Source organism: Paenibacillus sp. DCT19 (assembly GCF_003268635.1).
Taxonomy (GTDB): domain Bacteria; phylum Bacillota; class Bacilli; order Paenibacillales; family Paenibacillaceae; genus Paenibacillus.
Map to the genome: position 1 here is coordinate 3424631 of NZ_CP029639.1, position 12406 is coordinate 3437036.

At 44.0% G+C, this 12406-nt stretch carries 8 protein-coding genes, 3 pseudogenes and 1 riboswitch; of the genes and pseudogenes, 6 read left to right on the forward strand and 5 right to left on the reverse strand.

Features of this window, described 5'->3' with window-relative positions:
• Window positions 1-25: 25 nt before the first annotated feature.
• The 5 genes and pseudogenes from DMB88_RS15635 to DMB88_RS15655 form a co-directional block, all read right to left on the reverse strand.
• Window positions 26-651: pseudogene (locus DMB88_RS15635) on the reverse strand (LysE family transporter).
• A gap of 144 nt (window positions 652-795) precedes the next feature.
• Window positions 796-1422 carry a DUF1989 domain-containing protein gene (locus DMB88_RS15640; protein WP_128102105.1) on the reverse strand — a complete coding sequence of 209 codons (627 nt, stop codon included), beginning with the start codon at window positions 1420-1422 and terminating at the stop codon, window positions 796-798.
• 71 nt (window positions 1423-1493) lie between these two features.
• A pseudogene (locus DMB88_RS15645) lies at window positions 1494-2989 on the reverse strand (amidase).
• 169 nt (window positions 2990-3158) lie between these two features.
• Complete coding sequence (locus DMB88_RS15650) at window positions 3159-4139, reverse strand: DMT family transporter (protein WP_128102106.1); 981 nt, start codon at window positions 4137-4139, stop codon at window positions 3159-3161.
• A gap of 146 nt (window positions 4140-4285) precedes the next feature.
• A riboswitch (FMN riboswitch) is annotated at window positions 4286-4430 on the reverse strand.
• 84 nt (window positions 4431-4514) lie between these two features.
• Window positions 4515-5009 (reverse strand): DinB family protein, encoded by a 495-nt coding sequence (locus DMB88_RS15655; protein WP_128102107.1) that lies wholly within the window; start codon window positions 5007-5009, stop codon window positions 4515-4517.
• A gap of 246 nt (window positions 5010-5255) precedes the next feature.
• Between DMB88_RS15655 and DMB88_RS15660 the strand changes: the two genes are divergently transcribed.
• From DMB88_RS15660 to DMB88_RS15685, 6 genes and pseudogenes are all read left to right on the forward strand, one after another.
• Window positions 5256-5852, forward strand: coding sequence for a hypothetical protein (locus DMB88_RS15660; RefSeq protein ID WP_128102108.1), 597 nt, complete (start codon window positions 5256-5258; stop codon window positions 5850-5852).
• A complete protein-coding gene (locus DMB88_RS15665) occupies window positions 5849-6037 on the forward strand; it encodes a hypothetical protein (protein ID WP_128102109.1) in 189 nt (62 codons plus the stop codon). The genes DMB88_RS15660 and DMB88_RS15665 overlap by 4 nt, the downstream gene beginning before the upstream one ends.
• A gap of 328 nt (window positions 6038-6365) precedes the next feature.
• A complete protein-coding gene (locus DMB88_RS15670) occupies window positions 6366-7733 on the forward strand; it encodes an amidohydrolase family protein (protein WP_128102110.1) in 1368 nt (455 codons plus the stop codon).
• A gap of 493 nt (window positions 7734-8226) precedes the next feature.
• Window positions 8227-9627 carry a branched-chain amino acid transporter BcaP gene (locus DMB88_RS15675; protein ID WP_128102111.1) on the forward strand — a complete coding sequence of 467 codons (1401 nt, stop codon included), beginning with the start codon at window positions 8227-8229 and terminating at the stop codon, window positions 9625-9627.
• A gap of 353 nt (window positions 9628-9980) precedes the next feature.
• Window positions 9981-11051: a hypothetical protein gene (locus DMB88_RS15680; RefSeq protein WP_128102112.1), complete on the forward strand. Its 1071-nt coding sequence runs from the start codon at window positions 9981-9983 to the stop codon at window positions 11049-11051.
• 50 nt (window positions 11052-11101) lie between these two features.
• A pseudogene (locus tag DMB88_RS15685) lies at window positions 11102-12026 on the forward strand (tyrosine-type recombinase/integrase).
• Window positions 12027-12406: the final 380 nt, after the last annotated feature.

Consider the following 12406-nt stretch of genomic DNA (forward strand, 5'->3'; position numbering starts at 1 on the left):
GTGACTGTCCCGCAGTCGAAGTTATTCAGAAAAACACGGAGCGGATCGCTTCAACTCCGAAGTATACTCCAAAACCAATCAGACAAATACCGGACAAAATGGAGATAGAGCGCAAAACGACTTCATTCTTAAACTTGTGGAACCGACTTGCCATCCAGGCCATAATAACGTCCCAGATTAGAATGCCGATGAATATTCCCAGACTGTATAACAACAAATGTGGCGTATCGGCATGTTTGGCTGTAGTTGCGAGAATAGATCCATAGATGCCAAGCCAAAATAAAATATTGAGTGGATTGGAGAGAGCCATTAGAAATCCAGATATAAAGGACTTTTTAATTGAAACCTCTGTGAGAGAGTAGCTTTTTGTGCTTTGTTTCAGTTTGGATAGTGTCTCCACGCCCGTATACAGAAGAATAAAACTACCAAAAGACCATAGAAAGGATCTTAATAATGGCGTGTCCAAGAAATGAGCGACACCAAAATAGATGAACAACATGTACACTAAATCTGCGAACATTGCACCTAAACCAAGAATCCATGCATGCAAAAAACCGTGCCGGGCTCCCGATCCAATTGTGCAGCGTTAATGGGACCGATTGGAGCCGACAAGGATATTCCAAGAATTACATAACTCAGTAATACAGACATATCTGATTCACTCCCAGTAGACGAAATCGATCCATTGAACCTTACATCACAAAGACATGAGATGAGATGCAGGGTACAAGTTATCGTATTCTCCGTAAGAATGAAAAAGAACAACACAGAGATGTAACTATGTAGAATGAATGTTTAAAGGTTCGATTCAGGCACGATATCCAGTTGAATAGGGGTGGCATGGTATCCATTGCATGAACTCTCTTCGCATGGACATGCTGACAAACCAACAATGAGGTCGGTTAGAGCTTTCATTTCAACATAATCACCAGCACGGGACTCAGGTGCGACCACATTGATGTTTCCCTTATCATCCACTACCGTATTCATAAACAAGTTAAACGGATAATGTTGATCTGGTGGTAAAATTCCAAAAGGTGCGAGTGCCATGTTTAAATTATGATAACAACTGGCGTGATCCTTCTTGTCGTACAACACCTCATACATTTCAGGTCGACAAGCGGAGTTGAAGAAATCATGAACTCCGACAGTATCCTTAGTTATCGTTAGTATAGGTTGGTATCGATTAGAATATAGAGATTGCCCAGGTTTGATCCGGTACGAGCACAACACGTCAAGGGTTACTCCGGGATCAAGGCGATGATTAGCGTCAAGTGCATCATAAGCTACAAAGTCAACGACCTGTTGTCCTTTGAGGTCGGTTATCCGAATTAATGCTCCCTTACGAACCATAAGTGCATAGCCTGTTTTTGCAGGAATTGTAACCGGATAAGCTGGGTTCTCTTGTTTGGTTGGATTCATTCGTAAACTGACCTCCGCATACTTTTGACTACAGTATGCGGAGCATACTTCGCTTTCATGCACAAACGCAATTAGGAAGGAAATAATGGGTTACCCTTCATGCCAATCCAGAGCTCGGATGCTTCAAGCTGTCCAGCAAGATGTAACAGCCAGTCCTCACGTCCTTTGGTTGCCATCACCTGAACACCCATCGGCAAACCTTCAGGCGTCATATGAACAGGCACACTCATCGCAGGCTGACCGGTTAAATTGGCAAGCTGCGTATAAGGGGTGTATGTGAGGCTAGGTTCAAACATTTTATAGATCATATGCTGCTGTTCTAGCTTGTCTAGTTCGCTAACACGCATTAAATGTTGGATCTGCTCGGCATGAGGTGTGAGCTCTCCGATCTGAGGTGCAGGATACGCATTGACTGGCGTAACATAGAAGTCATAACGGGTGAAGAGGGTAGACATTTGCGCCGCAGCAACGTCCCATTCAGCCAAACTATGAACAAACTCAGCAGCAGATACCTTTTTGCCTGCTTCAGCTAGAACCCAAGACTCAATCTCCATATCATCTGCAGTTAGCTCTCTACCCATAGCATGCTCCATAGAAGCGATCATCGCGGCCATTTCGCCGCTATTCATCATGTAATAGTTTTCCATTAACCGTACACCATTGACTGGGCTTAATTTCTCTTCAACCTCATGGCCTTGCTCTTCTAACCAACGAACGACCTTATACACGGCTTGTTTCGCTTCCTCACTTACAGGAGTGCCTACTGGAGAATCAGTGGTATATGCAATTTTTAATTTGCGTTGATGAGGATAATTGAGGTCTGCCAAGTAGCTGCCCGGGAAAAGAGGGCATGGAAGGCAGCTTCAGGTTGAATGACTTGCAACGTATCCAGCAACGCAGCGCTGTCTCGAACCGTGCGGGATAATGCAAAATCAATAGAAGCTCCCTGCCATTGACGACCAACACCAGGTCCTACTGGAGTACGTCCTCTGGTCGGCTTCAGACCGAACAATCCGCTGAAGGAAGCAGGGATGCGGATTGAACCTCCTCCGTCACTGGCACCAGCAAGAGGTACAATTCCAGATGCTACTGCGGCTGCGGCACCTCCGCTTGAGCCACCAGGAGAGTGATTCGTATTCCATGGATTGCGTGTAGGTCCATGCAGACGGGGCTCAGTAATATTTTTCAGACCAAACTCTGGGGTGTTCGTATGTCCGATAATAATAAAACCAGCTTCACGCAGCCGAGAGACAAAGTTAGAACTTCGTAACGCCCGGTGCTCCTTCAGAAGACGGGAGCCTGAAGTTAAGATTTGACCCTCTAGGGATTGAGAAATGTCCTTAAGTAGCAAGGGAACACCAGCAAATGGTTGTTCTCCTGGGCGAATCATGCTTGCTTCCTGACGGGCTTGTGCTTCATATGTACGAATTACCGCATTAAGCTGTGGGTTCACTTCTTCAAGTCGTGCATATGCTGCTTCGAGCAGTTCGATCGGTGATACTTCACGGGAGCGTACAAGCTCTGCTAAACCAATAGCATCATAGGATGTATATGAAAATGAAGACATTAAGCATCGTTCCTTTCTAAGGTGGGTATCCAGTGTTCCATATGTCATCGTACCATCGGATTGCAGAAAAGACAAAAGCACTGTTCATCCATTGGGATAGACAGTGCTTTTTTTATAATATCGTTTGAGAAGTTAACGTATATGTTAGGGATGCATCCTGCGTAAGGAATTACTCTGTACGAAGCTTAGGGGCTGCATCAGTAACGCTTGATGAGCGCTCCTGCTGTTTGGAAATGGCAAAGAGTGCAATCCATATTAGGATAAAACCAACGAGCTGTTCCCATGTAATCAACGTACGGAAAGCGATCCAGTTAACGAGTACACCCGCCATTGGGAAGCTAAGTTCTGCCAGTGTAGCCACAGAGGCTTTTGTAGAGGACAAGCCTTTATAGTATAACAACAGGCTCAGAAGTCCAGGCAATAAAGCTTGACCCAATATATTTAGCACTACAGCCGCTTGTTCGCCTGTTCCGGAAGGCAATGTCCATGCGGCTCCTTCATGCCATGTCATCAAGAAGAGCAGGGGCAGAGCAACTACGAACCGCAGAGAAGTGACTGTCTCATATCTTGCTTGACCTAGCATCAATCGACCCATTACCGTAGATCCGCCCCATAGAGCAGCAGCTCCCAAGGATAAAAGGCTCCCTGCATGAACCCAGGTATTCCAGTTTCCAAGAGGGAGTGTGAATCCAAACGTGAGCAAATAAGTTCCTGCAAGTGCAATGAAGAATAGTCCCCCAAAGCGACGCGGCAGCGTTTCTTTGAGAAGTAGCTTAGCCAGTACAATAGCGAACAATGGCTGCATTTTTTGCAACAAGAGAACGGTATTGGGATCATTGTTGGTTAGCGCCATTGTGAACAACACCGTTGCGAGTGCTGATCCACCCCAGGAAATGAAGATTACAGCAATCCAGTGTCTAGCACGTAGATTTTTCAAGTCTGCACGGAATTTCCATAAGACAGGAATGGCGACTAGACTGACAATGATGTGCTCAATAAGTACAATTTGAGTCGAGGTCATGGTCTGAAGCAAAATAATTCGGAACAAGGGATCTACGCCCCACAATGCAGCGCCAATCACAACAAGCCAAAATCCAGTGTTGCTTCGTTCTTTCCGATAGATCGTTGAGGCAGTTTGATTCTTTTCCATATTCAGGACTCCTTCGTCAGAACACGGAATCTTCAGTTGGCAAAATCGACAAAAGCCCCCGTTCTGGTGAATCACCAAATAAACGGGGGCTCATCCATGCATATGTCGTTAGGGAAGAAGACTTCCCGTATAACGGCATGACATGTGTTGATCTTCTCTCATCCGGACTGTACCGTCGGCCTTGGAGTCTCACCAAGTCAGTCGCTGATACCTATATCAGTCAGCGAGTCGCGGGCTGGTTCCGAAGAACATCACCGCCGGTTGGGAATTGCACCCTACCCGAAGATCCTATTCAATTGTTTAGTATGTTGAACAAGTTGTAACATCAATGATTTCATCTTAATCTTGTAAGCGCTAGCAGTTCAAGTGTTTTTTTCAGAAGATGATATTCCAGCTTCCTTGCTGTCTGCGAAGAAGAACAATCTGTCCAGAATGATATGCATCATGTATGATCCATCGGCTAAGGGCAAGTCCCCAAGTGTCCTCGGTATCCATGTATTGTGCATCTAGATGAGATTGTTGCAAGGCTGCAAGTTGGGTTCGTAATTGTTCAGCAAGTGCTGTAACGCTCTTCACTAAGTCATTCCATCCTTGCTCGTCTGATGCATCTCCCGAATCACCAAATGTCGCGACATTACTTGCTGCGGCTGGAACGGAGGTAATGCCCTGTATACGTTGCGAGATGCGAAGGTTGTAATAGTGCATATGGTTTACCAGCTGCCAGATGCTCAGTCCACCTGAAGACGGAACCCAGGCAGCTTGTTCAGCGGTGAGCCCCTCCAGTGCCTTGGCTACAGGTACAATCCAACTACATTGATCCCATATGCTGTCTTTTTGCGTTAATAAGATGTCGATTGCAGATACAGTCATTCGTTGTTCCTCCTCGTTATCGTGGTTTGCTAAGTGAAATAAGTTGATCATCAGCACGACAAAATAGATGACCTGCAACTTAGATGACACTTTCATTCAGCATAGGAAATATAAGGATAAATATACCATAACTACGCGATCTTGTGATGATACATCCTTCATTATGGATTACAGAGCTACAGTGGTAACAGTCTATAATCATCTGATGTATATTTATGTTAATATTAGGAGGGACGGAGGGACATTTTGCGAAAAAGTTTAATTATAGTTGGTCTATGTTTGCTTGTTATATTAGGATTTGGCGCGATGCAAGGGTTACATGTGAATGAAATCAACGCATTGCCCCATGATGGTCAGATTGTAAAATCCAAAGAAATTCATGGTTACGGCCAAGTGGTATTGTTTGTAGATCATCAAGACCAGAGTTTTGGCATAGCCAAACTTGAAAAGAAGTTCGGTTTCTTACATCGTTTTGATGGAAGCTCATATGGTCGTACGGTCGAGGAAGGCAAGCCGTTTGAGGCTACTAGTCTAGGTGATCCTAATCGCTTTATAGTTGGGGTAGTAACACCCAGGGAATCCAACATCGAATACATAGCGGTCGGTAATCATCTGAAGGATGTTTCGTCTTCGCAATCTTACGAGCTCTCCCTTGAAGAAGTGAAAGCTCATCCGAATGACTACCAACTTGAAGAGATTGACGATCAGTATGCACTGTTTGTATTAGATGAGTATACCGAGGAGAACTGGACAATAAGAGCTTTTGATCAAGATGGAAATATCGTTGCAGACAAGATATTTGGCGATGAAGTAAGATACATGAATGAGGAGAGAGCCGATTGAAAAGAGTTATTGTTACGACGATTGGGATAATTGTGATCAGCTTTGTATTGTTAATAGGCATGAATCTCCTTGGTTCACCTTTTCCTGTCGTTGTTGAGGAGCGTCCGGCAGTTCCAGGAGAGCGCGAAGTGAAGGTTCATGAAGGAGGTAATTCAATGCTTCAATTAATCTGGTGGAAAGAGTAGGGTTGAAGCAGAGGAATTATATCAAGAAATGAAAATATCTATGAAGTGTTCTGACTGTGGGAGGTTATGGTTTTTTGGATGGGTTTGATGAGAAGCCGAGTGAGTATGTGCTAGTGATAGACAACAAGTGACCAAAAAATGTATAAAACCTTGTATAGCTACGTGCTATTCGAGGTTTTTTTAATTCCAAAATTTGCAAACTTGAAGAATTAACTATATAATACATATATACTTTATAAAAATAAGTATTAAATCATCATCGTTCAGCGCTGATTCATACCGTCATACAAGTCATATCCAACTAAAACTATGATTGGAGATGTGTCTAATGGGGAAAAGTTATTTGCTGAAAAATGGTTGTGTCGTATCAATGGATGCCTCGGTTGGTCAGTACAAAAGGGCAGACGTCTTGATTGAGGATTCTTTAATAATAGCTATCAAGCCTGATCTGGAGTGCGCCGAAGCAGAGGTTATCGATGCATCCGATATGATTGTGCTCCCAGGGCTGGTAGATACCCATCGTCATGTGTGGGAGTCCCTGGTTAAGACAACAGGAACGAATTGGTCGCTTCCTGTGTATTTGCAGAATCTCTATTATGGAGCAATGGGAAGCAAGCTTCGGCCTCAAGACAGCTACATCGCGAATTTGTTAGGATCTTTGGAAGCGCTTAATGCTGGAGTGACAACGGTATTGGATTGGAGCATGCCATACTCTTCAGAGCACACAGATGAATTGATTCGCGGGCTTCAGGATGCTGGAATTCGTGCGGTGTTTGCGCAGGGTGTTCCTGGAGAAACGAATTACTGGAATAGAGATAGTCTCCTTACATACTCCAACGATGTACGTAGAGTGAAGCAGCAATACTTCTCATCAAAGGATCAATTGCTGACGTACGGTCTTGCCATTCGAGGTCCGGAATTCAGTCACTGGGATACAACGGTCAAAGAGATTCATCTTGCAGAGGAATTAGACGCCATATGTTCCATGCATGTAGGATTCGGGACTTGGGGAAGTGTGGATCGTTCGGTAACAAAGTTACATGAGGCTGGTCTATTGAGTCCGCGAATCAATGTGGTTCATGGCAATACGATGGGAATTGATGAGTACAAAATGCTTGCTGATCAAGGTGCATCACTTTCTGTTACACCTGAGGTAGAAATGATGATGGGGCACGGATATCCGGCGACTGGATATTTTCTGGAGAATGGAGGCACACCAACACTCGGTGTGGATGTGGTAACATCTACGGGTGGCGATATGTTTTCCCAGATGAAGTTTGCCCTGCAGGCAGAGCGGTCAAGAGCGAATGAACAATTGCTGCAGCAGGGAGAAATGCCTGGAGAGCTGAATCTGCAGTCGAGTCAGGTGTTAAGATTCGCCACATCGGCTGGCGCGCAAGCGTTGGGACTGGGGCATAAGATTGGTACACTGACACCGGGCAAAGAGGCCGACCTGATTATGATTCGTGCTACGGATCTGAATCTGTTTCCGGTTCATGATCCAATTGGAGCTATTGTGCAATTCGCCAATCCATCCAACGTTGATACTGTATTTGTGGCAGGTCAACCGGTGAAGAGAGAAGGTAAGTTGTTGCATGTGGATCTAAATGCAGTTCGTCGTCAAGCGTTGGAGAGTACCAGCTATCTTCTATCACAATATCAGATGACTGATGCAGAACGGATCATCTTTTCATAATCTTGGGGTATTATTAATTGAATCGAAAATAAAATAAAGAGCGTAGATGAAGGACATCGAAAAAAAGCTTAATCCAAGAGCCGCATGGGATCATGCGGTTTTTTTTGCGCCTTGAGGAGCTTTAGACAGACAGGAATCGTGAGGGAAGGACAGCGTAAACAAACGAAATAAGCTGTTATTCACATAAATGCATATAACAACGATTTTAAACACTTTATGGATTCGAAAAAGCGAATCAAAAACTGCGCATAATATAAATTATACGCAGTTTTCGTTTAAATCGATTTTTATTATCTTTCATGGGCAAGATTTCATGATAGTTTTCGCTTAAAACGCACAACATATGACATCTCTCTAAATAAAATTTTAATCAAGCAACGCGATAACGTGTAGAATTGACTAGTTTTTTATAGGTGGTCGATAAGATAGAACAAACCACTTTTTTATAGAACAGATGAACAGGTGATACTTTCACGACGAGAGGAATTTATGTATGATCAAAAATGAATCACGATCTTCATTGTTTCGCAAAAAACCAATTGCTGTAAGTGGGGGAGAACGTAGTGCGCTGAAAAGAGTGTTAGGGCCACTGGATCTGATGACCCTTGGTGTAGGTGCTATTATCGGCACGGGTATATTTGTACTCACAGGTGTGGCCGCTGCTAAATACGCAGGACCGGGTCTCGTGCTTTCCTTTTTGCTGGCAGGGCTAATCTGTGCTTTTGCTGCACTATGTTATTCTGAATTTGCTTCAAGTGTACCCGCTTCGGGGAGTGCGTATACTTACAGTTATACTGCCTTTGGTGAAGTGATTGCTTGGATCCTTGGATGGGATCTGATTCTGGAGTATGGTTTTGCGAGTGCGGCAGTGGCTAGTGGATGGTCTGGTTATTTTCAAAGTCTATTGTCTGGATTTGGATTGCACTTACCTCATGAGCTAACGAGTGCCTTTAGTCCAGAGAAGGGAACGTATTTTGATATCACAGCAGCGGTCATTACGTTGATTATCACCTTTTTGTTAACCCGAGGAGTGAAAGAAGCAGCACGTGCCAATGGGATTATGGTTGCCCTCAAAATAATCGTTGTGTTGATCTTCATCGGTGTAGGTGTGTTCTATGTTCAGCCTGATAATTGGCAGCCATTTCTGCCTTTTGGCATTTCGGGTGTTACCGCTGGAGCGGCGACGGTATTCTTTGCGTATATCGGGTTTGATGCTGTATCTACCGCAGCGGAAGAAGTTAAGCTGCCTCAGCGAAATTTGCCGATTGGCATTATCGGATCGCTCGCGATCTGTACCGTATTATATATCGTCGTTTCGCTAATTCTGACGGGAATTGTACCGTACCATATGTTGAATGTTAGTGATCCAGTAGCTTTTGCCTTTGAGTTCGTTAACTTGCATGGCTTATCTTGGATCGTTGCACTTGGCGCTATTACGGGTATTACTACGGTACTGCTGGTGATGATGTATGGTCAGACGCGATTATTGTATTCGATGTCAAGGGACGGGCTGTTATCCCCGGTATTCTCGAAGGTTAGTGGCAAGAGTCAAACTCCTGCCGTAGGGAGCTGGGTTGCGGGGATTATTGTAGCGTTATTTTCTGGATTTATCTCCCTCGGACATCTCGCGGAATTGACCAATATCGGGACATTGTTTGCATTTGCGGTGGTCAGTCTGGGGATTATTGTGCTCCGTAAAAACAATCCTGATCTCAAACGTGGCTTCCGCGTCCCATTCGTTCCATGGATTCCGATCCTCAGCGCCATCGGCTGTGTGTATCTCATGACTCGACTTGCGATGCTCACGTGGATTACATTCTTCATCTGGTTACTGATTGGTCTGGTGATTTATTTCTTATATGGCCGCCATCACAGTCATTTGAATTCAAAATAAACCGAACAGTAATCTCGATCATTAGATCATGTGGAAACAAAATAGGTCATACCTCCTGATCTTTCGCTTATGCGAAGAAGACAGGAGGTTTTTTTATTTCAATTTCGCGGGTTATCCACTTATTTCGGCTGAATCCCATATTCGATGCTGAGATGCCACTCGCGCATCCTTCGTAATCAAAAGCGGACTTTTTGAACAACCTTTATTAGAATAGCGGTTCCTAAGACCTGTTTCATGGGTATGTATTAAGGTGCATGTAGACTCATATCATTGTCTTGGGGTTGCGGGTTGTTCCAATATGACATATATTTGGGGTTGTGACATGCCATCAGACAGAGGAGAGGGGATGTATCATGAATACACATTTACATACGAATCAACATATGAATTCGAATTTTGGGTTTGCATTAACAGACTCTGCTGTACTTACAGAGGCGAAGTTGATCATTAGACAGGAAACTGAAACTGAGCATTTAGAGTTCGACCTTGATCCACAACGCTGCTTGAAGGACGGACGTAAAGTCTCAGTTATTGCTCAGCAACTTGATGCTCCTATCGTAAGGCAAGATGCTTCCATTATATATGGGCAAGAACTGAGCTTTGTACAATATACAGTGAACTTAAATTCAGAAACGAAGCTTTCCATAGGTTCCATTGAAGGTATAGACTATAGTGTAGACTTAGGATGGTCTGATTTCACTGAAGGAGAGTACGAGCTTCGTATATCAATTCATAGGAAAACACCGCGAATCGCAGAAGTGCCGCTGGAACCAGAACAGATGGCTATGGTCAAATATGCCCAGGTGGTAACGGTTGTTATCGCACTTTTCCCAGCGCAACCTACGCAAGAGCAACTTGCATCAGCACCGGTATGGACGAGAGAACATCATGTATTTGACTCTTATGGTAGTGCTGGCTTTATACTTGCGGATCTGCCCCGCATGGTTGCGCGTGTAGAGGAGTTGCTTGGCGTGGGAAACCACAATTTAGTTGAACGTTTTAATGAAGGTGTTCTGTCTTCTCAGCTATTAAATGAAGGATTGATGGCCACTGCATGGGGCATTTCGCCTTGGTGTTATTCCATCTATGCAGCGCCTAATGGGGCTGAACAGGCTAAATTGCCGATGGACAAGCTCGGAGAAGAGCCTGTATGTACGGGAATATACCGTATTGCTGCCGAAACAACACGTTTAAGCATTATTCCTGCTAATGAGCTTGCAAACTGGCCGGCTTGCACGAACAAAGAATGGCCGCAAATTCATATTGCTGGTTCGGGAGAAACGCTACGCATGGAATTGGTTGTGCAAAATTGTGAATCTGTAAACGGACTTCACGAGAATCCACTACCGTCATTTGTGATTACACGTAGTGAGGGTCTCCCAGAGATGGTTGAGCCTTTGATAAATATCGTTATTGTCGACTGACGAATACTACTAAATAAACACTACCCATAGAATTGTGGTGACTAACATAGATGATATCTGAAGAGATCAGGGAGCAATATGCAGAGGAGCTTGAGGCATTTCATATATGGATGAAGGATGCCGGCTACACGGGTATACCGTGAAATCCTATACTGGTGATGTGGCTGAATTTCTTGTTTCGATTAAGGGTAAAGCGGTAGATCAGGTCAAAAAACTGCATGTGTTATCGTACTTGTCTCAAGCTCGGGAAAGAGGAGTAAGTGATGCGACTAGAAACCGAAAGCATGCTGCAATTCATTGCTTTTACAAATCACTCATTGAATTAGAGCTAGTAACAGCGAATCCTGCCTTTGGAATCAAGAAGTCCAAAACCGAGAAGAATCGTGCGCCCGTTTTCCTGGATGAGAGCGGGTTGGAGCGGTTCTTGCAATCGGTTGAGGGCAAGTATCGAACGCGGAATTTGGCTATTTTTCTCCTAATGGGGTATATGGGATTACGGGTCGGAGAGGTACACGCCCTTAACTGCAAGGATTATAATGCAGAGAGACGCACGCTAAATGTCTTCGGGAAAGGACGGAAGTGGCGCACGCTGCCCGTTCCTGATACAGTTGCGGATCTATTGTCCGAAGCTTTAGGGGAACGTTTAGCCCATGGCGTGCGAAGGAAGAGGCGCTCTTTGTATCACAAAAGGGTAAACGACTGTCTATTCGCAGCATTCAGCTCATCTCGACTGAAACCTTTGAACGATTCCAGCAGCAATCCCCATCCGCGCAGCGACAGAACTATTCCAGTCATAAGCTGCGGCACTCATTTGCTACGATGATGTTACGCCGAGGGGCGGATCTGCGAACGGTTCAAGAGCTACTTGGTCACTCATCTATTCAAACTACAACCGTCTACACGCATGTCACCAGTCGGGAGAAAGAGGAAGCGATGGCGCTGCTTGATGTAAAAATACCTACCTTTAACACCTAAGTAATTCATAAATAAGGAAGAAGCCGCAGATCAACGGAGATGCGGTTTTTTCCTGTTTGGGACGGAGTGTGATTAAAAATGTTTGCCTAGGTAAAATTAACTATGAAAAATCGCTTTTAGTTGAAGTTTAAAGTGTTTGATCTTTTATAGTTAGAAGTATAAATGTTATGTGATTAAAGTTATATTTTACGTAATTAATATTATGTAAACTAAACGCTAGATGGTTATTTATTATTCTAAAAATATAATAAATTGTATCAAACGTTAAAATAGTAAATGTAGAATGTCTAACTCAATTTTCTTAATTAAACGTCTTCTTAAACAATAAAAAACCATCTGGATATTCTTGAAAGGTAAATCCAGATGGTTGTATTAAATGA

Excerpts from the sequence above, each read along its gene's own strand:
- DMB88_RS15680 (WP_128102112.1), top strand. The coding sequence starts at position 9,981 with ATGAATACACATTTACATACGAATCAACATATGAATTCGAATTTTGGG.
- DMB88_RS15640 (WP_128102105.1), bottom strand. The coding sequence starts at position 1,422 with ATGAATCCAACCAAACAAGAGAACCCAGCTTATCCGGTTACAATTCCT.
- DMB88_RS15655 (WP_128102107.1), bottom strand. The coding sequence starts at position 5,009 with ATGACTGTATCTGCAATCGACATCTTATTAACGCAAAAAGACAGCATA.
- DMB88_RS15650 (WP_128102106.1), bottom strand. The coding sequence starts at position 4,139 with ATGGAAAAGAATCAAACTGCCTCAACGATCTATCGGAAAGAACGAAGC.
- DMB88_RS15675 (WP_128102111.1), top strand. The coding sequence starts at position 8,227 with ATGATCAAAAATGAATCACGATCTTCATTGTTTCGCAAAAAACCAATT.
- DMB88_RS15670 (WP_128102110.1), top strand. The coding sequence starts at position 6,366 with ATGGGGAAAAGTTATTTGCTGAAAAATGGTTGTGTCGTATCAATGGAT.